Source organism: Rhizobium acaciae (assembly GCF_025941625.1).
Classification (GTDB): Bacteria; Pseudomonadota; Alphaproteobacteria; order Rhizobiales; family Rhizobiaceae; genus Rhizobium; species Rhizobium acaciae.
In genome coordinates, this window is sequence record NZ_JAPCZO010000012.1 from 153,489 (window position 1) to 172,899 (window position 19,411).

Consider the following 19,411-nt stretch of genomic DNA (forward strand, 5'->3'; position numbering starts at 1 on the left):
TCCCGCAAGCTTTTGAGAAAGGAGGATCACGCAATGCAATATTATTTTCGGTTTAATCGCCAGCGTGGTCCCGTCAACGCCCTGCAAATGCGTTTGCAGGGCTGACCAGAGACCGTTTCTCGAGATCTCTTCCTGGTCTGCCCTTCGTGGCCAATGCGGCGCCGTAGATTATAGCGCGCATTCTTCTCAATTCCCGGGCCCCATACGCGCAATTCCGTGATGGCTGAACGCCCCGGATCGTGCCGACCACCCGGTCAAGACCAGAGAACGATCATGACACTCATCAATATCCGCAATCTCGGCGTGACGCTGGGCAATCCCTTGTTTTCCAAGCTCAATCTCGTCGTCAATGCCGGCGACCGCATCGGCCTCGTTGCCGCCAACGGGCGAGGAAAATCGACGCTGCTTGCCTGCATCACCGGCGCGCTGGAGCCGAGCGAGGGCGAGATCACCAAGGCGCGCGGGCTGACTGTCGGCCATGTCGCGCAGAATGTGCCCCCTGCCCTTTTCGACACGCCGTTCTACGACGCGGTGCTGCAGGCGTTGCCGGCCGATCAGGCCGAAAGCGAAAGCTGGCGGGTCGACGTGGTGCTGGAATCTCTCGATGTGCCGGAGGCCATGCGCGGCCGGCTGCTAAAGCAGTTGAGCGGCGGATGGCAGCGGCTTGCCATGCTCGCCCGCACCTGGGTGAGCGAGCCCGACGTGCTTCTGCTCGACGAACCGACCAACCATCTCGACCTCGAAAAGATCGCGCAGTTGGAGGACTGGCTGAATGCGTTGCCGCGCGACGTGCCGGTCATCCTGTCCAGCCACGATCGCGCCTTTCTCGATGCGACGACCAACCGGACTCTGTTCCTGCGGCCCGAGCAATCGCCGGTCTTCGCCCTGCCCTATACAAGGGCGCGCGCCGCCCTCGACGAGGCCGACGCTTCCGAAGCCCGGCGCTACGAGCGCGACATGAAGGTGGCGGAGCAATTGCGCAAGCAGGCGGCCAAGCTCAACAATATCGGCATCAATTCCGGCAGCGATCTGCTCGTCGTCAAGACGAAGCAGCTCAAGCAGCGGGCGGAGAAGCTGGAGGACGCGGCAAAACCGGCGCATTTGGAGCGCTCGGCCGGCGCCATCCGGCTTGCCAATCGCGGCACGCATGCCAAGGTGCTGGTGACGCTGGAGGATGCGGCGGTGACGACGCCGGATGGAACGCTGCTGTTCAAAACCGGCCGGCAATTCATCTGCCAGGGTGACCGCATCGTGCTGCTCGGCCTCAACGGCGCCGGCAAGTCGCGGCTGGTGTCGATGCTGAAACAGGCGATCGAAAGACCGGAGACGGCGCGCGACAGCATCAAGGCGACGCCTTCGCTGGTGCTCGGCTATGGCGACCAGGCGCTTGCCGATCTTGCCGACACCGACACGCCGATCGGCACGATCATCCGCCGCTTCGATGTCGGCGATCAGCGGGCGCGGGCTTTGCTCGCAGGCGCCGGCATGACGATCGACATGCAGGCAAAACCGATCGGCCAGCTCTCCGGTGGCCAGAAGGCCAGGCTCGGCATGCTGGTGCTGCGGCTGACCGAGCCGAACTTTTATCTGCTCGACGAACCGACCAACCACCTCGACATCGACGGACAGGAGGCGCTGGAGAGCGAGCTGATGGCGCACGAAGCGAGCTGCCTGCTGGTCTCGCATGACCGCAGTTTCGTGCGGGCGGTGGGAAACCGGTTCTGGCTGATCGAAAGGAAGCGACTGGTGGAGGTGGAGAGCCCGGAGAGTTTTTTCGCTTCGGTGGGATCAGGCGTGTGATGGGCTACGGGGCGTGCCGCGCCGCCCCGTCCTTTGCGAGGGTTCGCAACAAATCTCAATGTTAAAGGACACTCCGCAACACCGGCGCGGGGCATGGTTTCTTGAGAGCCGAGTGTCGTAATCGCTCTCTCGGCTTTTCTTCCCATGAACACGAGGCATCTCCATGCATATCAGATTAGTCGCCTGCGCCGCCCTGACGCTTTCGGTTGCCGTTCCTGCCGTTGCCGCCGATCTCACCTATGAAACGCCGTCGGCGCCGTCCGCCGAGCAAGTATCTTCGGCCTATGACTGGTCGGGCTTCTATCTCGGCGCCCAGGGCGGATATTCCTGGAGCCAGGCAAAGATCCTCGGCTCGGATCAGGATATCGACAGCGGCACATCCGGCCTGCATGCCGGCTATAATTTCCAATCCGGAAACATCGTCTACGGCATCGAGAACGACTTTAACTACAACTTCGAGAAAAATGACGATGCGAACCTCGAATGGGATGCTTCCGGCCGAGCTCGGGTCGGTTACGCTTGGGATCGAACCCTGTTCTTTGCAACGGCAGGCGTGGCAGCCGGCGGCGGCAAGGTCGACATTCCCGCTGCCGGAAAGAAGGACGGCATCCTGATCGGCTGGACGGCCGGCGGCGGCATCGAACACGCGGTCACCGACAATATCCTGGTGCGCGGCGAGTATCGCCATTCCGATTTCGGCAACAAGGACTTCGGCTCGACCATCGGCGATGTCGGCGCCACGCAGGACAAGGTCCTCTTCGGGACCAGCTACAAGTTCTGACGGAAAGGCAGCGGCGGCAGCCGTACGAGGGTCCTGCCGCACGCTGCCACGCCTAAAAACCTACCGCTTCGGTGCGACCAGGCAGAAGAAGGCGCCTTGCGGGTCGGTGGCCTGGATGATCCAGCTGCCGCCGGGGACTTCCATCGGGCCGTTGACGACCTTGCCGCCGCCTGAGGTGACGCGTTCGACCGCGGCGTCGAGGGTCGGCACGATGAAATAATAGCACCAGAAGGTCATCGGCATGTTTTCCGGCTTGGTCATCATGCCACCGGTCTGCCTGCCGTTATGGGCGAAAAGATAGTAGACGCCCATCGGGCCCATGTCGAATTCGCTGTCCTTCGTCCAGCCGAACAGCTTGGAATAGAAAGCCAGCGCCTCTTTGCCATTGCCGGCATAGAGTTCGCGCCAGCCGATATTGCCGGGTGCATCGAAGGCCAGTTCCGGCATGGGCTTCTCCATCGGCGCCGGCGTCATGATGCAGAGCACCGCGCCATGCGGATCGGCGACGACGGCGAAGCGGCCGATGGTCGGGATGTTTTCCGGCGGACGGCGGACCGAACCGCCATTGGCGGCGAAATCCTTGGCCGACTGGTCGACGTCGTCGACATCGACATAACCCGTCCAGTTCGGCGGAATGCCCTTGCCTTCGAGTTCGGCCGGAAATTCCATCAGGCCGGCGACGCCGATGCCGTTCGCCTCGAAGATCGTATAGGTGGGCATGCCCTCCATTTTCATTTCGGAGGTGGTCCAGCCGACGACCGAGCTGTAGAATTTCGCGGCAGCCGATGTGTCGGGGGTCATCAACTCGCACCAGATGAACTTTCCATGCGTCTCAGACATCATACTCTCCCTTTTTCGACGCCCCTCTTCGGGAGGCCTCTTTGCGAGGCCCCTTTCTCGAGGTTGAACGCCGTGATTGTCAGATCTTGCGGGCGTAATGTGCTTCCATGAACTGCTTCCAGGAGCCGTCCGGCTGCTTGGCGCTGGAGACGAAGGTGCGGTGATCGGCGTCGACGAAGATGATCTGCTCGCGGTAGTCGGCAAGCCCCTCGCCATTGAAGTCGGGGCCTGTGGTATAGAGGTCCAGCACATTGCCTGACGCGTCGACCGCACCCTCATAGACCCACATATAGTCCATCATGCTGCCGATCCAGGTGCCGACATACTTGCCTTTTGCGTCGTTGTAACCGAGCGTCAGGATGCTGGTCGCCTCCTTACCATCAGGCATACGGCCGGTCCCTTCGGCGACGAACCAGATGCCGTGCAGCGAGCGGACGGTCTCCGTCCAGGGCTCGCCGCCACTCATGTCGGGTGCGGTGACGGTCCAGTCGCCGACCAGTCTTTCCAGGAAGGAATGTTCCTTCAACACTTCAGCGGTCTTCATCGTCCTCTTCTCCCTTGAGCGCTGGGGCGTTTATCAGTGACAGCAGGATGGCGCCTTGGCGGCCTCCTCATATTCGTCGTGGCGGCGCACGAAATTCATCGTGCTGTCCTCGTTGCGGCCCTTCGGCGCGCGATCGAGGATCATCAGGGTGCCGATCAGTTCTTCCGGCCCGCGGGCATAACTCGAATAGGTATGGAAGACCTCGCCCCTGTCGTTGCGGTAGAAAGCGCTGAGGCCCGGCAGTTCGTCATTGGCATCAGCGGGCTGCATAGGTGTGAAATTGTAAAAGACCTTGTCTTTGGCAAGATCCTCGGGGCTGAATGAAACGTGATAATCGAAATTGAAATCGCTGCCGAAGGAAGAGACCCAGGGAAATTGCCAGCCCATGCGCTGCTTGTAGGCGGCGATCTTGTCGAGCGGCGCGCGTGAAACGGCGACCCAGGTGACGTCGTGATGGTTCAGATGCGGCAGTGCGCCATCGACATGATCGGACAGGAAGGAGCAGCCGGTGCAGCCGGCATCCCAATCCGGGCCAAGCATGAAATGGTAGATCAGCAACTGGCTGCGGCCGTCGAAGAGATCGGCGAGCGACTTCCTGCCCTGCGGCGTTTCGAAGACATAGTCCTTGTCGACCTTCACCCAGGGCAGCGCCAGACGGGCGGCGTTGACGCTGTCGCGCAGCCGCGTCGCCTCCTTCTCCTTGGCCAGCAGGGCACGGCGGGCCTCGAGCCACTCTTCGCGGGACACAACTTCATTCTGCATGGAATGCGCCCTCCTCCGGCGCTTGCCGGTGAAGCCGGCTCATCTCCTTTTCCTTGACTAAATACATTGATATCAATAGAAATGAGGCATGTCAAATTCGATCGAGATTCCCTTTTCCACGACGCTGATGGTGCGCGACACCTGCCTCTGCCTGCATGTGCAGCGGGCAGCACGTGCGCTTGCCCGGCTGTTCGACGATGCGCTAAGGCCGGCCGGCCTGACCAACGGGCAGTTTTCGCTGATGATGTCACTGAACCGGCCGGAGCCGCCGCCAATGGGGCCGGTGGCAGCCCTACTCGCCATGGACCAGACGACGCTGACGGCGGCGCTGAAGCCGCTGCAGCGCAAGGGCTGGGTAACGGTGACGGAGAACCCCAGAGACAGGCGCGGCCGGCTGCTGAGCCTCACCCCTGAGGGCAAGGCGGCGCTGGCAAAAGCGCTGCCGATCTGGAAAAGCACACATGCGATAATCGACGGAAAGCTGCCGGAAGGCGGCGCCGCCCGGTTGCGGCTGGATCTGCAGGCGCTGTCATGAATGATGATAGAAACGCCGAGACCGGCCGGATAATACGCTATCCGGCCGGCAGATGGCGGCAGCCGATACGGCTACCAAGTTTCTAAACCCGATCAGGCGACGGTGACCGGGACCTCGGTCGAGGTGCGCATCGCATGGCTGTAGGGGCAGACTATGTGGGCTGCGGCTGCGAGCTTTTCAGCGGTCTCGCGGTCGAGACCGGGGATGTTGACCGTCAGCGCCACTTCGATGCCGAAGCCGCCGCCATCTTCACGCGGGCCGATGCCGACCTTGGCGGAGACCGTCGTGTCCTCGGGAATCTTGACCTTCTGCTGGCCCGCGACAAATTTCAATGCACCGAGGAAGCAGGCGGAGTAGCCGGCAGCGAAGAGCTGTTCGGGATTGGTGCCGGTTGCGCCGTCGCCGCCGAGTTCCTTGGGAACGGTCAGCGTCACGTCCAGAACGCCGTTTTCGGAAACGGCGCGGCCTGCGCGGCCGCCGGTGGCAGAGGCTTTGGTCGTATAGAGAATAGGCATGACAATCTCCTTTGATTGGCCCTTCGATCGGGTTGGATTTTTATTATCGCACAATTAAATTGTACGCAAGTGAATTTTGCAAATTGCATTTCGGATTCGAAAAGAGGACAATCAGCGCCTCAGGGATGATGGATATGAAAGCGCAAACGACGAAGACGATGGAGATACCGCAAGAGGAGAAGCGGCTGGAAAAGCAGTTGTGCTTCGCGGTCTACGCGACGGCGCATGCTTTCACCCGCGCCTACAAGCCGATCCTCGACAGGGTCGGCCTGACCTATCCGCAATATCTGGTGATGCTGGTGCTGTGGGAACGCGGCGAATTGCCGGTCAAGACGATCGGCGAACAGCTGGATCTCGATTCCGGCACGCTATCGCCGCTGTTGAAACGGCTGGAACAGAGCGGGCTGCTCAAGCGCATCCGCGACCTGCGCGACGAACGGCAGGTGATCGTGTCGCTGACCCCGCAAGGTGAGGCAATGAAGGGGGAGATCGATACGATCATGGGGGCGATCGGGCAAGCCGCAGGCTGCACGCTTCAGGAAATGGCCGAGATGCGCGACATGCTGCATCGGTTGCGGGGCAATCTCGGGCGGGCCGGCACGGGCGGCGGCTGAACGCATTTGCCCCGTAAGAGCCGGCACCCGGTTGAGCCGTACGCCGAGATCAGGGCCGCGGCTTGGCCGGCGACCGGCGCTTCTTTGCAGGCGCCGCCTTAGGTTCGGCCTCGGCCTCCTGCTGCAAACGCAGCGCCTTCAGCTTCTCCGTCTTCTTGTCACGGGCCGATGCCTCGGCGGCGATAATGGCGCGCGCCGTGTGATCGGTCGCTTCCGCCTTGTCGCGAGACGAAAGCTTGGCGGGATTGAAGAATTCTCCCTTGGTGGCGGTCATGTGCCCCTTTCCCAGGTGATGGCGGCTTTACTGCATCGTTCCTCAAATCGGAATCGGTTCAAGGAATTATGCTGAAATACAAGTGCTACAGCCTCCTTGCGCGTCTCGAAAAGACGCGCGGCGCCGTAAGCCATGGCTCCACGGCAGAAACCATGATTCACGGCTGAACCGTGATTCCACGGTTGGGCCGTGATCCACGGTAGGCCGTGATGCCACGCCCGGAATTAGCGGGTGGGGCGCAGAACCTTCTTCGGTGCCGGCAGCAGACCTTCGCGCTGCAGCTTCTTGCGGGCGAGCTTGCGCTGGCGGCGAATGGCCTCGGCCTTTTCGCGGGCGCGCTTCTCGGACGGCTTCTCAAAGGCGCTGCGAGCCTTCATTTCCCGGAACAGACCTTCCCGCTGCATCTTTTTCTTGAGCACGCGGAGCGCCTGATCGACATTGTTATCTCTGACGAGTACCTGCAAAACGATATCCTTCCTGTTGCGGCGGCGAGGCCGCACTGTCCAAAAATAAAAAACCCGGAACTACTTCCCGATTTTGATGCTCGAAAACTTCAGCCAGGGCTCGGCGCCGTCGGACTTGGCCACCGCCTCGGGGGAAGCCCTCGACGGCGATTCACCGGTATCGATGTCGGCCTCAGTGATGCGGCGCTCGAAATTCTCCGCGTCGAACTGGACGCGATATTGCACATGTCCATGGTCGTTGGGCAGGATGCTGGAGATCCGGCACCGCTTGTCGGCTTTCGCCGTCCGGGTGAGGCCGGATTTCAGCACGATCATGTCGCCGACTTTATAGTTTTGTCTGCCCATTTCAGCGTCCCTTCAACTCTTCGGCTGCTCAACCGGTCAATCACAAGGCCTGCGCAAAGCAAAAAGGCCGGGCTCGAACCCGACCTCTTCCAGTCACTCAGCCCGCTGCCAGTTTGGTCAGCCCGCTGCCAGTACATCCGTGGTCAGCGTAAGCGAATGACAAATCATGCGGCCTGAAGATTGTCGGCCGAATTCTTGCCGGACTTCTTGTCGCGGACGAGATCGTAGCGGATCTTCTGACCTTCAACGAGTTCGCGCATGCCAGCGCGTTCGACCGCTGAGATATGGACAAAAACGTCCGTAGAACCATCATCGGGCTGAATGAAGCCAAAACCCTTGGTGCCATTGAACCACTTTACGACGCCTGAATTCATAACGATCTCCTTTTCAACCGTTTGTGTTCGCCTGCGGAAAGATATCCGACAAGCCGTATCGATGTTGAGAGGATATCTGACGGAGCGCTCAAGCGCGTGGACAAAGGTCGCAAGCAATTCGATACGCACCATGTAGGATATTTACCGAATTAAGCAATGGTATTTCGGAAAATAATTCTCTCAAGGGGAGCAAAATGAAGCTCTTGCCCCGGGGAAAGCGCCCTTTTCTCCAGGGGAAAGCACCTGTTTTCCTGGGGCAAAGCGACGGCTTGCCCGGGCAAAGCACCCGCTTGCCTGGGGCAAAGCACCCGCTTGCCCGGACAAAGCGATCGATCCGAGGCGACCGGATTGCGGCCGCCTCGGTGACGATCATTGCCAGACGACGATGGGCGCCTTGGTCGGAACGCGGTCGTAGAGATCGATGATATCCTGGTTCATCAGCCGCACGCAGCCTGAAGAGACGGCCTTGCCGATCGAGCGCCAGTCGGGATTTCCGTGCAGGCGGTAGAGCGTGTCCTCTCCATTCGAAAAGATATAGAGTGCGCGGGCGCCGAGCGGGTTCTTCAGACCCGGCTCCATGCCGCCGTTCTCGATCGAATATTTGACGAGTTCGGGCTGGCGGGCGACCATCTCGTTCGGCGGCTTCCAGCGCGGCCATCTCTGACGCCACTGGATGACGCCCGACCCCTGCCAGGCGAAACCCTCGCGGCCGATACCGACGCCGTATCGCATCGCCATGCCGTCGCCCTGGACGAGATAGAGGAAGCGCGACGGCGTATCGACGACGATGGTGCCGGGGGGCTGGCCGGTGGGATCGACGACGCGCTGGCGATAATAGCGCGGATCGATCTGCTCGTAGGGAACGGCAGGAATGAGAAAGCCGCCGTCTTCGATCGGGCCATACATGACGGCAAGCTCAGCCCCACTCGGCACGCTCGACGCACCCGGGGACTGGAACAGGCGCATGGGCGAACGGTAAGTGATCATCGTATCGCCTGATGTCACTGTGTTGGCTGAGGAGGCGCAGCCGGTGAGCGCCGAGGCTGCGGTCAACGCCGAAAAGGAAAGAAAGCTGCGGCGGGAAAGATGTCTATCGAAGCTCATGACGCGGGACTGAGTTCCTTGTGATGCGGAAAGCCGGACAAGGCGCCGGGCAAACCGATGATTCGCCCGATGCCGGTAACGACATGAGGAAATATCTATCGGCTTGCGCCAAATAAACCATAGCTTCACGCAGACGTGTCCGGCCCGGAGCAGACGATATGGGCCGCGCTGTTGCAGCGCTACATCACAACGATCTCGGCCTTGGCAGGAACGCGGTCGTAAAGATCGACGACGTCCTGGTTCAGCATGCGCACGCAGCCCGACGAGGTGGCCTTGCCGATCGACTGCCAGTCGGGTGTGCCGTGGACGCGGTAGAGCGTATCCTGCCCGTCCTTGAAGATATACATGGCGCGCGCGCCGAGCGGATTCATCAGCCCCGGATTCATGCCGCCATTCTCCGCCCCGAAGGGACGAACCTCAGGCTGGCGCGAGACCATTTCGACCGACGGCGTCCAGCGCGGCCATTTCTGCTTCCACTGGATGACGCCGCGGCCGGACCAGGCGTAACCGTCGCGGCCGAGGCCGACGCCGTAGCGCATCGCCTTGCCGTTGCCCTCGACGAAATAGAGGAAACGCGCCTTGGTATCGATGACCACGGTGCCGGGACGCTCGGTCGTCTGATAATCGACCTCCTGGCGCAGGAACTGCGGCTGTACGCGGCTGATCGGGATCGCCGGCAGGGTGAAATCCTCGTCACGCTGCTGTCCGTACATCGCCATGTGCACGGGGTTGGTGACCGGCAGGCCATAGGTCTGGTGGAACTGGGTCTTGTAGAGCTCGCGCGTCTGCGGCACCGGCTGATCGGGGATCGGCCGCACCCGGCGCGGATCGACGCCGGGCGGCTGATAGAAGACCGGTGAGGTTTCCTGGACGAAGCGGGCGGGCGAATCGGCGGCGACATCGGGAATGAGGATGTTGCAGCCGCTCAGCGACGCAACCGCAATCACGAGCCCGGCAAGCGGGAAGACCCGGCGCAGAAAATTCATGAAACCACCCTTATCAACGATCGGCGAGACAGCGATATCTGCTGGAACGATGGCATTCGCGGCTGGCGCGAGGCTGGTGTTGAGGTGGGAAAGCCGGGGGCTAAGACGACCAGAGCCGTCGGGCTTCGCCGCGAAGCGCGGTGATCGCCCGCACGGCAAGATCGCCATCCATCTGCAGAACACTTGCGGCATGCCTCAATTCAGCCTCGTCCTCAAGTCTGGCGAGGACCCAACCGATCTTGCGTTCAATGTCCTGCCCATAAGCTTCCGTCGTCTTGAGAACAGCGACAGCGGGAATTTCCACGTATCGGGTGAGAAGCATGCCGAGATCTATAGCATCACGATAGGCAACGGCCCTGTCCTGGCAGCGGTCAGCATTGGCGAGCAGTTTTTCGGCGAACATATCCGGCAGCGAGAGCATGGGAACACTCAGCCGTGGATCGACAGTACCCTCAAGTGCAATCCGCGCCTCGCGCACGATTTCAAAGCGAATCGGCTGCCCGTCGAGGGTAAGGACCGTGCGGATGCCGTATTGGTCTGTCCTGAAGTCTCGGAGCGCGGCAACCGGCTTTGCGAAAAAGGCCCCTGGTCCGCTTTCGACCGCCGCCGTACGCAAGACGCGATATCCGTCGCCATCCGCACAGAGAAAATCGACATCAAGCGACAGTCGGTATTCGTCGAGATGCATGACAATGGCGGTTCCGCCGGCAAACCAACATTTGTTGGCCAGAAGAAAATCAGCCTCCATCAACTGAAGGGCCATGGCGATGGTGCGATGTTCCGGACGTCTGAATTCCATAATGGGTCACCCGATTTCCGCCAAGCATAGATGCTAGGGATAAAGAAACGGAAAATCAGGAAACGAGCAGGACGCCGTTACCATAGGTGGCGGCCAGTTCGCGGATCAGCTGCGTCTCGCGCTCGCTCAGCCTGCTGGTATCGACAAAACGCCAGTTGCGCTCGTAAAGCGCGAAGGCCTCGCCGGCGGGCATGGCGCGCGCGGGATCGCGATTCCAGGCGAGCGATTTCAGCTCGGGGAAGTCGTTCGGCACAATCATGCTCTCTGGCATGCTCTTAGCGTTCGTCGTCATTCCAGCAATATAGGGCCAATGGCCCTCAATTTGAAGCGGCTGGAATTCAGGCCGCCACCCCGTGGAAGAAGCGGATGCTTTGTTCGATCTCGGCCGGCAGCGCCGAGGTGTGATTGCCGGCGACGGTTTCCGTTTCGATATGAACGCCGGCGCCGCGGGCGCGGCGGGCCAGCAGATCGGCGCGGTCGTTGAAATGCGGCTCCTCGGTGCCATGGACGACGCGGACCGGGCATTTGAAGCTGTGGGCGTAACACAGCGCCGAACGCACCTCGAATTCATGCGCGTTGCTGTCGTCGAAACGAATATCCTGCGGATAGCGGTTGAAGAAGCGGAAGGCATCGGGGTTGCCCGAAATCGGTGCAGCGGCGCGGAATTTGTGGGTGGTCATCGCCGTCAGCATGGTCAGCGTGCCGCCGATGCTGTGGCCGGCGATGAACAGGCGCTCGGGATCGACACCCGGCAGATGCGCCAGGCGCTCGGTGGCGGCGAGCACGTCGTCGACCTCGTCGTAGAAGCCGGAAAAATTGCCCATCTGGCCGTTTTCGCCACGCAACGACGGCATCATCACGATATAACCGGCATCCATATAGGGCTTCATCAGCTGCCAATGGCCGATGCCCATGGCATTGCCGCCGTGCAGGAAGAGCACGGCCGGCCTGGCGGCGCGGTCGCGCTTGTATTTGGAAACCCAGGCCGCCAGCTCCAGCTCGCCGTAACCGGAGCGGTAGAAGATCTTGTCGGCATTGGCAGGCGCATTCAGCGGTTCGTATTTGTCAGGCGCCGGCCCTTTCTGCAACAGCTTGGTGCGGAAGTGGTGGCGGACCTTGGCGTAGTCGCGCTTGGCAAGGCGCGGCTCGTCCGGGACATCGAAAGCGGCCGCCATGCGCGGCAGGACAAGTGCACCGGCGAGACCCGCCAGCACGGCACGGCGCTGGAGGAAAAGGGAATTTCGTTCACGCGAGCTCATAACGCAGCATCCATCATTTCCCCGGCACGCAGAATCTGCACCGGAAGATCGTTGCCGCCAATACACATGCTGTTGAAAATATTGCCCTGCGTCATTGTTGCGCAGGGCTTGCAACTTCACGCCGGCTTGGCCTCGATCATGGCGATCAGCGTGCGCAGCCGGTCGGCCTCGTAGGAGGGTTTGTCGGGGCGAAGGCGGGCGATGCGGGGGAAGCGCATGGCGACCCCTGATTTGTGCCGGGTCGAGCGGTTGATGCCCTCGAAGGCTACCTCGACGACGAAGCCGAAATCCTTGTCGGCGCGCACGGCGCGCACCGGGCCGAAACGCTCCGTGGTATTATCGCGCACGAATTTATCGAGCACCTCGAGCTCGGCATCGGTAAAGCCGAAATAGGCCTTGCCGACGGGCACCAGTTGTTCGCCGTCCTCGTCATCGGCCCAGACGCCGAAGGTGAAATCGGAATAATAGCTGGAGCGCTTGCCGTGGCCGCGCTGGGCATACATCAGCACCGCATCGACATTATAGGGATTGCGCTTCCACTTGAACCAGGGGCCCTTCATGCGGCCGGCCTGGTAGATGCTGTCGCGGCGCTTGATCATCACGCCTTCGATGACCGGATCGGGCGGGGCGGCGCGCAGAGTATCGAGCTCTTCCCACGACGAGAACGGCACGAGCGGCGAGAGGTCGAAACGGTCGTGCGGGGCGCGGTCGATGATCTCGGTCAGCCGATCGCGGCGATCGACATAGGTGCGGCCGCGGACGTCGTCGTCGCCATCGAAGAGCAGGTCATAGGTACGGATGAAGGCGGGGTAATCGCCCAGCATCTTTGCCGTCACCGTCTTGCGGTTCAGGCGCTGCTGCAGGTCGGAGAAGGTGCGGGTCGGGCTGTTGGAGCGGGCGGTGCCGCCGACCAGCAGCTCGCCGTCGACGACGCCGGAAAAACTGATCGCGTCGAGAATATCGGGAAAGGCGCCTGATATGTCGTCGCCGGAGCGGGAATAGATCTTGCGCCTGTCGCCGGAGCGGGAGAGCTGGACGCGGATGCCGTCCCATTTCCATTCGGCGGCATAATTCACTGGATCGAGACCGGTCAGATCCCCCTCCTCCACCGCATTGGCGAGCATGACGGAATGGAAAATCGCCGGTGTGGCCAGCACCGGTTTTTCGCCGCCATCCGCCAGCCATTCGAACAGCGTCTCATAGGGTGGCTGCAGGCCATGCCAGAGGGTTTCGATCTCGGTGACGTCCTTATCGCCGAGATCGGCGAGCGCCTGCTTGGCAAGGCGGGCGGAAACGCCGATGCGCATGGCGCCGGTGGCAAGCTTGATGAAGGCGAAACGGCCGGACGAATCCAGCCGGTCGAGGAGATCGCGGACGTAGCTGCGCACTTCGGTGCGGCCGAGCGCATTCATGCCGGTGACGACCTCGCCGAGACGCGGCTGGGCAAGGGCCGAGCGGTCGATATCCCTCTCATTGTCCCAGACGAGCGAGATGGTTTCGGCAAGATCGCCGACATAATCGTAGGAATAGCGAAACAGCACCTCGTCCATGCGCTCCAGCACCAGCTCGCGCAGCATGGCGGGCTTGACGTTGCGCACCTCCAGCGTGCCGGCGATGGCGGCAAGGCCGTAGCCGCGGTCCGGATCCGGCGTGTCGCGGAAATAGTCGGTCAGCAGCTTCAGCTTGCCGTTGCGGCTGGGGGTCAGCACCAGGCGGTCGAGGAGGTCGGCGAAGGCTTTCATGGGTGCGTCCCTGCTCGGGGGGAAGGCCCCTCCCCAATGGCATATGGAAAAGACCCCTCCCCAACCCCTCTCCACAAGGGGGAGGGACTTAACGCGCGGCCCTCGCCGCATTCATCTTCCAGCGCAAGGCATGCAGCAGGCTTGGTTTGCAAGGCGGCGCCACGGGTTAGCCCCTCCCCCTTGTGGGGAGGGGTTGGGGAGGGGTTTTCAACAACAAACTCCATCCTCAATCCCCCTCATCCTCATAGCCCACCAGATGCAGCGGCTTCGCCTTGATGCCCTGCAACTGGCACCAGCGCACCAGGGCCTCCTCGCGGCCATGCGTCACCCAGACCTCGGCCGGGTGCAGTTCGCGGATGGTTTCCGTCAGTTCCGGCCAGTCGCAATGATCGGAGATGACGAGCGGCAGTTCGACGCCGAGCTGCTTGGCGCGTTGGCGCACCATCATCCAGCCGGAGGCGAAGGCCGGCAGCGGCTCGTTGAAGCGCCGGGCCCAACGATCAGCGAAGGCCGATGACGGGCCGATGACGACCGCCCCCCTGAAAGCGGACTTGTCGCGGCTTTCGATCGTCGCCGGCAGCAGCTCGCCGAGATCGATGCCCTGCTCGATATAATAGTCGCAGAGTTTTTCCATGGCGCCGTGGATATAGATCGGTTCGGCATAACCGGCATCGCGCAGCAGCCGGATGACGCGCTGGGCTTTGCCGAGCGCATAGGCGCCGACGAGATGGGTACGCTCGGGAAATTGCCGCAGCGATGCCAAGAGCTTGGCCGTCTCGTCCATCGGGTCGGGATGATGGAAGACCGGCAGGCCGAAGGTCGCCTCGGTGATGAAGACATCGCAGGCAACCGGCACATAGGCGGCGCAGGTCGGGTCCGGTCGGCGCTTGTAATCGCCGGAGACGACGATGCGGGTGCCATTCTTCTCGATGGCGATCTGAGCGGAGCCGAGCACATGGCCGGCCGGGTGAAAACTTACCTTGACGCCGTTGACCAGCAGCTCCTCACCGAAGGCTGCCGCCTGCTCGCTGGCGCAGAAACCGTCGCCGTAACGCAAGCGCATGATGTCGAGCGTCTGGCGGGTGGCAAGCACGTTCACATGGCCGGGGCGGGCATGATCCGAATGGCCGTGGGTGACGAGCGCCTGCTCGACGGGCCGCACCGGATCGACATAAAAGCCGCCTTCCGGGCAATAGAGCCCCTCCGGGGCGGGATAAAGCAGCGCATCAGGTCTCATGAAACGAGAGATAGCGGGAAATGGGCGCGAGGCCAGAGGGCGGGAAGAAGGGACTGGCGAATGCGCCGAGGCTCAACGCCGGCGATCGTCACGACCCTATTCCATCGAGGAAGGATTCCACAGCGGCATTAAATTGCAACGGCCGCTGCAGCGGCGCGAAATGGCTGACACCGTTGAGATAGATCATCTCAGCGTTCGGAATGCTGCGGGCAAGATATTCGGCATGGTCCGGCTTGATGAATTCGTCGTGCTCGGCGAGGACGATCGCGACCGGCACGCGGATCAGGCCCAAGTCGGCGGCCTGATAGTTCGGCTCCGTTCGCATCATCAGGCTGACCGCCTCGACGAATGGATTAAAATCGCCCGGCGTGGTGGACAATGCGGCATAATCCTTGGCGTGTCGGCTGAAGCATCGGTCGATGACCGGGGTCGGAACAAAATCCAGCGTGCCGCTCGGATCCATGTTGCAGGCGAAGAAGAAGACGCCCTCGACGCGCGACGGCGCCGCCATGGCGAGGATCAATGCGATGCAGGCGCCGTCGCTCCAGCCGACGATCGCAGCCTTTTCGACATGCAGTGCGTCCATGACGGCAAGCACATCTGAAGCCATCAACTCGTAGCTATAGGGACGGGAATCGCGGGTGCTTCTTCCATGGCCGCGGCTGTCGACAAGCACGACGCGGCGGCCGCGGCGCAACAGTGCCGGGACTTGATGGCCCCAGTTGCCGCTGTGGCCGAGGCCGCCATGCAGCAGAATGACGGGTGGGCCAGAGCCGTAGCTCGCATACCAGATGCGGGCGCCGTCATGGGCGACATGCCCTTCGACCACGGCCGGCGGCAACGGGGCGGCGCCATGCGCTTCGAAATGGATGAGCTCGTCGTCGTCAAATTCCATAGCGATCAGACTCATTGTTGCCACAGCATAGAAAAGCCGGAAAACAGCCCAAGAACAACCAGAATCGCTTTCTAACCCTTGCGATGCAACCAGGGGGATCGGCATTGGGCAGGAAGCTTTTCTATTGCGCGGCGGCAATCGCGCTCGCTTCGGCGGGCATTTACCTCACCAATACAAGCCTGCTTGCCGAACATCGGCCGGGAAAACCGGTGCTGCTCGCGCATCGCGGCATCGCCCAGCGATTCGACGAAACCGATCTCAAGAACGACACCTGCACGGCAAGCCGCATGCTGCCGCCGAAACACGACTATCTGGAAAACACCATCCCGTCGATGCAGGCAGGCTTTGCGGCCGGCGCCGATATCGTCGAGATCGACGTGCATCCGACGACGGATGGGCAGTTCGCCGTCTTTCACGACTGGACGCTCGGCTGCCGAACCGACGGGCACGGCGTCACGCGCGAGCATTCGATGGCTGACATGAAGAGGCTCGACATCGGCTATGGTTACACCGCCGATGGCGGCAAGACCTTTCCCTTTCGCGGCCGGGGCATCGGCATGATGCCGACGCTTGCCGAGGTGCTGTCGAGTTTTCCGGATCGGCGCTTCCTCATCAACATCAAGAGCCGCGATCCTTCCGAGGGTGAAAAGCTCGCCGCCGTGCTCAACGGGCTTTCCATTGAGCGACGGGCCGAGATCATCGTTTATGGCGGCGACGAGCCGATCGACGTGATCCGCCGGCTCGTGCCCGATATCAAGACCGCCTCGCGCAAGAGCCTGAAGGGCTGCCTGTTCGGCTACATCGGCTATGGCTGGACCGGCCTGCTGCCGGACGAATGCAGACATGCGATGATGCTGGTGCCGATCAATATCGCGCCGTGGCTCTGGGGCTGGCCGGATCGTTTTCTCGACCGGATGGCGGATGCCGGGACCGAGGTTTTCGTGCTCGGCCCCTATCGCGGCAGCGATTTTTCCACCGGCATCGACGACCCCACGCTACTGGCGCGGCTGCCGGCAAACTATGCGGCGGGCATATGGACCAACGAGATCGAGGCGATCGGCAAGCTTGCGAAATAGAGCTCAGAGACTACGCGCCCGCAGCAATGCCGGGATCTCCTCCGGCGAGACCGGTTTGGAGAAGCGGAAGCCTTGCGCCTCCTCGCAGTGCGCCTGGCGCAGGAAATCCATCTGGGCGTCGGTTTCGACGCCTTCGGCGAGAACCGAGAGCTTCAGCGTCTGAGCCAGCGAAATGACCGCCGAGGCGATGGCGACGGCGGTCTTGTCGCCCGGCAGGGCCTCGACCAGAGAGCGGTCCATCTTCAGGCGATCGAAGGGGAAGGTCTTCAGTGCCGCCAGGCTGGAATAACCGGAGCCGAAATCGTCGATCGACAGGCGCACGCCAAGCCCCCGCAGCGTTTCCATCATGGCGAGCGCCCGTTCGGCATTCTGCATCACCACGCTTTCGGTGACCTCCAGCTCCAGCCAGCGGGACTGCAGGCGGTGGCGCTCCAGCGCCTCGGCGACATGGGTTGCGAAATCCGGATCGGCGAACTGCTTGGCCGAGACGTTGACGGCGATCGTGAGCGGTGCCAGGCCCATTTCCTGCCAGTGGCGCGCCTGGCGGCAGGCCTCGTTCAGCACCCAGAGACCGAGGGGAACGATGAGGCCGGTCTCTTCCGCCAGCGGAATGAAATTGACCGGCGGCACCCTGCCCTTTGCCGGATGGTTCCAGCGCACCAGCGCCTCGAGCCCGGTGATGCGGCCGGTGGCGACATCGACCTGCGGCTGGTATTGCAGGAACAGCTGGTGGCCGGTGATCGCCTGGTGCAGTTCCTCCTGCTCGCCGAGCGGCATTCCCACAGGCGTGCCGCCGCCATCGTGATGCTGCAATGTGTTGCGGCCGAGTTCCTTGGCGCGGTACATGGCGCGGTCGGCATTGGCCAGAAGCTCTTCCGAGGTCGCGCCATCGAAGGGGAAGGCGGCAACGCCGATGCTCGAGGTGACAGTGATCTCGCCGTTCGCGCCGCGGATCGGCCGGTTGATCGCCTTTTGCAGATCGCGAAGGCGGCGCGTGATGCCGGCATCATGGCTCGACTGGTGGACGAGCACCACGAGGAATTCATCGCCGCCGAGGCGCACCACCATATCGGACGCCCTGACGCTGTTGGCCATGCGGGCGGCGGTCTCTTTCAGAACCTCGTCGCCCGCGGCATGGCCGCGGCCGTCGTTGATGTCCTTGAAATTGTCGAGATCGATATAGGCCACGGTCACCTTGCGGTTGTTGCGCCGGGCCTGGTCGAGGATGCTCGCCAGCCGCTCCTTGAGGAAGGCGCGGTTCGGCAGGCCCGTCAGATCGTCATGATGGGCCATGAAATGGATGCGGTCGTCGACACGCTTGCGCTCGATGGCGATGCCGGCGATATGGGTAGCAAGCGCCACCAGCGTCATCTCGTGCTCGGTGGGACGGCGGACTTCCCGGGAATAGAGCGCGAACGTGCCGAGCACGTTGTTCTGCGAGGTGGCGATCGGCGTCGACCAGCAGGAGCGGAAGCCGAACGGCGCGATCATCGCGCGGAAATCCTCCCACAGCGGATCAATCGTCACATCCTCGACGATCACCGACTGGCCGCGCCACACCGCAGTGCCGCAGGAGCCGACCTTGGGGCCGATCGTGACGCCATCGATCAGGCGGCTGTAGCCGCCGGGCAGATTGGGAGAGGCGCCGTGATAGAGCCTGATGCCCTCGCCGTCGAGCAGCAGCACCGATCCGTCAATCCCATCCAGTTGCGCCTCGATCATCAGCACGAGGGCCTCGAGGATCATCGGCAACGGCTCGTTGCGGGCGATCATTTCGAGCAGGCTAGCCTGGCCGCGATGCAGATCCTCCTGGCGCTTGCGTTCGGTGATATCACGGGAAACGCCGATCAGGCCGACGATCTCGCCGCGATCGTTGCGCAGCGGTATCTTCGAGGTCAGCCGGCATATCGGTCTTCTGCTGCCGGGAAGGACGTAGGATTCCTCCATGTCGATGCGGGCTTCGCCCGTCGCCATGATCTGCTGCTCGATGTCGAAATGGCGGCGCGCCGTCTCGAAATCGAACAGGTCGAAGTCGCGCTTGCCGGTGATCAGATCGGCGCGCTCCAGGCCGAGGCTGCTGGCGGTGACGGCGTTGGCGAAGACGAAGCGGCTGTCACGATCCTTGACGTAGAGGAAATCCGGAAGTTCGTGGACGATCGCCTTGAGGCGCAGGTTCTCGATGCCTTCGGAGAGGTGGTGGGCGGTCGATGCCATCATTGCCTCCGTCGCGGCGACGATGCGTCGCGTTTCGGCCGTCAGGGCATCGGTTGATTCCCATCGCCTGGCACCCAATTCGTGCATGATGCCATTCTCCCCGCCGGCCGAAGGCCGTATCCCGCACTCGTCATCATTGAAATTCCCTTCAAAGTAGTCCTCATTTCCTTCGGCTTGCTTAAATGAAAGGGTGAACAAGACGACAATATAAGCGGCGAGATCCTGCCGTCGGCCTCGGCCATAACGGCAAT

At 62.1% G+C, this 19,411-nt stretch carries 22 protein-coding genes; 5 read left to right on the plus strand and 17 right to left on the minus strand.

The features are described from left to right. Positions 1-273: 273 nt before the first annotated feature. Together OLZ32_RS20075 and OLZ32_RS20080 are read left to right on the plus strand one after the other, a co-directional pair. On the plus strand, positions 274-1,800 hold the full coding sequence (locus OLZ32_RS20075; protein WP_264422260.1) for an ABC-F family ATP-binding cassette domain-containing protein: 1,527 nt from the start codon (positions 274-276) through the stop codon (positions 1,798-1,800). A 163-nt stretch (positions 1,801-1,963) separates the two neighbouring features. After that, complete coding sequence (locus OLZ32_RS20080) at positions 1,964-2,581, plus strand: outer membrane protein (protein ID WP_017990765.1); 618 nt, start codon at positions 1,964-1,966, stop codon at positions 2,579-2,581. Positions 2,582-2,641: 60 nt separating this feature from the next. On the opposite strand, the gene OLZ32_RS20085 is transcribed toward OLZ32_RS20080, so the two are convergent. The 3 genes from OLZ32_RS20085 to OLZ32_RS20095 all read right to left on the minus strand — a co-directional run bounded on the left by OLZ32_RS20085 (position 2,642) and on the right by OLZ32_RS20095 (position 4,727). Then, the gene (locus tag OLZ32_RS20085; protein ID WP_264422262.1) at positions 2,642-3,421 is read right to left on the minus strand and encodes a VOC family protein; all 780 of its coding nucleotides are present in this window, start codon (positions 3,419-3,421) and stop codon (positions 2,642-2,644) included. 79 nt (positions 3,422-3,500) lie between these two features. Continuing rightward, a complete protein-coding gene (locus OLZ32_RS20090) occupies positions 3,501-3,965 on the minus strand; it encodes a DUF1579 domain-containing protein (RefSeq protein WP_264422264.1) in 465 nt (154 codons plus the stop codon). Between the two features lie 33 nt (positions 3,966-3,998). Continuing rightward, entirely contained in the window at positions 3,999-4,727 is a 729-nt protein-coding gene (locus tag OLZ32_RS20095; protein ID WP_003546486.1) for a DUF899 domain-containing protein, read from the minus strand. Between the two features lie 88 nt (positions 4,728-4,815). On the opposite strand from OLZ32_RS20095, the gene OLZ32_RS20100 reads away from it, so the two are divergent. Continuing rightward, entirely contained in the window at positions 4,816-5,262 is a 447-nt protein-coding gene (locus OLZ32_RS20100; protein WP_264422267.1) for a MarR family winged helix-turn-helix transcriptional regulator, read from the plus strand. 92 nt (positions 5,263-5,354) lie between these two features. Here the strand turns inward: OLZ32_RS20100 and OLZ32_RS20105 are convergent, their stop codons facing one another. Beyond that, positions 5,355-5,777 (minus strand): organic hydroperoxide resistance protein, encoded by a 423-nt coding sequence (locus OLZ32_RS20105; RefSeq protein ID WP_003546481.1) that lies wholly within the window; start codon positions 5,775-5,777, stop codon positions 5,355-5,357. A gap of 125 nt (positions 5,778-5,902) precedes the next feature. Between OLZ32_RS20105 and OLZ32_RS20110 the strand changes: the two genes are divergently transcribed. After that, the gene (locus tag OLZ32_RS20110; protein WP_264422270.1) at positions 5,903-6,391 is read left to right on the plus strand and encodes a MarR family winged helix-turn-helix transcriptional regulator; all 489 of its coding nucleotides are present in this window, start codon (positions 5,903-5,905) and stop codon (positions 6,389-6,391) included. Between the two features lie 49 nt (positions 6,392-6,440). Here the strand turns inward: OLZ32_RS20110 and OLZ32_RS20115 are convergent, their stop codons facing one another. The 12 genes from OLZ32_RS20115 to OLZ32_RS20170 form a co-directional block, all read right to left on the minus strand. Continuing rightward, positions 6,441-6,665: a hypothetical protein gene (locus OLZ32_RS20115; RefSeq protein WP_003546479.1), complete on the minus strand. Its 225-nt coding sequence runs from the start codon at positions 6,663-6,665 to the stop codon at positions 6,441-6,443. Between the two features lie 224 nt (positions 6,666-6,889). Then, a complete protein-coding gene (gene rpsU, locus OLZ32_RS20120; protein WP_003546477.1) occupies positions 6,890-7,129 on the minus strand; it encodes a 30S ribosomal protein S21 in 240 nt (79 codons plus the stop codon). 60 nt (positions 7,130-7,189) lie between these two features. Then, positions 7,190-7,474: a hypothetical protein gene (locus tag OLZ32_RS20125; protein WP_003546475.1), complete on the minus strand. Its 285-nt coding sequence runs from the start codon at positions 7,472-7,474 to the stop codon at positions 7,190-7,192. Positions 7,475-7,638: 164 nt separating this feature from the next. Next, positions 7,639-7,848, minus strand: coding sequence for a cold-shock protein (locus tag OLZ32_RS20130; protein WP_003546468.1), 210 nt, complete (start codon positions 7,846-7,848; stop codon positions 7,639-7,641). Between the two features lie 369 nt (positions 7,849-8,217). Next, positions 8,218-8,952: a L,D-transpeptidase family protein gene (locus OLZ32_RS20135; protein WP_003546464.1), complete on the minus strand. Its 735-nt coding sequence runs from the start codon at positions 8,950-8,952 to the stop codon at positions 8,218-8,220. Positions 8,953-9,131: 179 nt separating this feature from the next. Next, on the minus strand, positions 9,132-9,938 hold the full coding sequence (locus tag OLZ32_RS20140) for a L,D-transpeptidase (protein ID WP_264422272.1): 807 nt from the start codon (positions 9,936-9,938) through the stop codon (positions 9,132-9,134). A gap of 100 nt (positions 9,939-10,038) precedes the next feature. Beyond that, positions 10,039-10,737, minus strand: a complete 699-nt coding sequence (locus tag OLZ32_RS20145; protein WP_319641122.1) for a nucleotidyl transferase AbiEii/AbiGii toxin family protein — start codon at positions 10,735-10,737, stop codon at positions 10,039-10,041. A gap of 55 nt (positions 10,738-10,792) precedes the next feature. Beyond that, entirely contained in the window at positions 10,793-11,029 is a 237-nt protein-coding gene (locus tag OLZ32_RS20150) for a hypothetical protein (RefSeq protein WP_003546458.1), read from the minus strand. 46 nt (positions 11,030-11,075) lie between these two features. Next, on the minus strand, positions 11,076-11,996 hold the full coding sequence (locus tag OLZ32_RS20155) for an alpha/beta hydrolase family protein (protein ID WP_003546455.1): 921 nt from the start codon (positions 11,994-11,996) through the stop codon (positions 11,076-11,078). 116 nt (positions 11,997-12,112) lie between these two features. Further along, a complete protein-coding gene (locus OLZ32_RS20160) occupies positions 12,113-13,738 on the minus strand; it encodes a cisplatin damage response ATP-dependent DNA ligase (RefSeq protein WP_264422275.1) in 1,626 nt (541 codons plus the stop codon). A 226-nt stretch (positions 13,739-13,964) separates the two neighbouring features. After that, complete coding sequence (locus OLZ32_RS20165) at positions 13,965-14,975, minus strand: ligase-associated DNA damage response exonuclease (protein ID WP_003546452.1); 1,011 nt, start codon at positions 14,973-14,975, stop codon at positions 13,965-13,967. 88 nt (positions 14,976-15,063) lie between these two features. Continuing rightward, positions 15,064-15,870, minus strand: a complete 807-nt coding sequence (locus OLZ32_RS20170) for an alpha/beta fold hydrolase (RefSeq protein WP_264422369.1) — start codon at positions 15,868-15,870, stop codon at positions 15,064-15,066. Between the two features lie 104 nt (positions 15,871-15,974). Here OLZ32_RS20170 and OLZ32_RS20175 point away from each other — a divergent pair, with 104 nt between their 5' ends. Next, on the plus strand, positions 15,975-16,946 hold the full coding sequence (locus OLZ32_RS20175) for a glycerophosphodiester phosphodiesterase family protein (protein WP_264422278.1): 972 nt from the start codon (positions 15,975-15,977) through the stop codon (positions 16,944-16,946). Between the two features lie 3 nt (positions 16,947-16,949). On the opposite strand, the gene OLZ32_RS20180 is transcribed toward OLZ32_RS20175, so the two are convergent. Beyond that, positions 16,950-19,247: a sensor domain-containing protein gene (locus OLZ32_RS20180; RefSeq protein ID WP_264422280.1), complete on the minus strand. Its 2,298-nt coding sequence runs from the start codon at positions 19,245-19,247 to the stop codon at positions 16,950-16,952. Between the last annotated feature and the right edge of the window lie 164 nt (positions 19,248-19,411).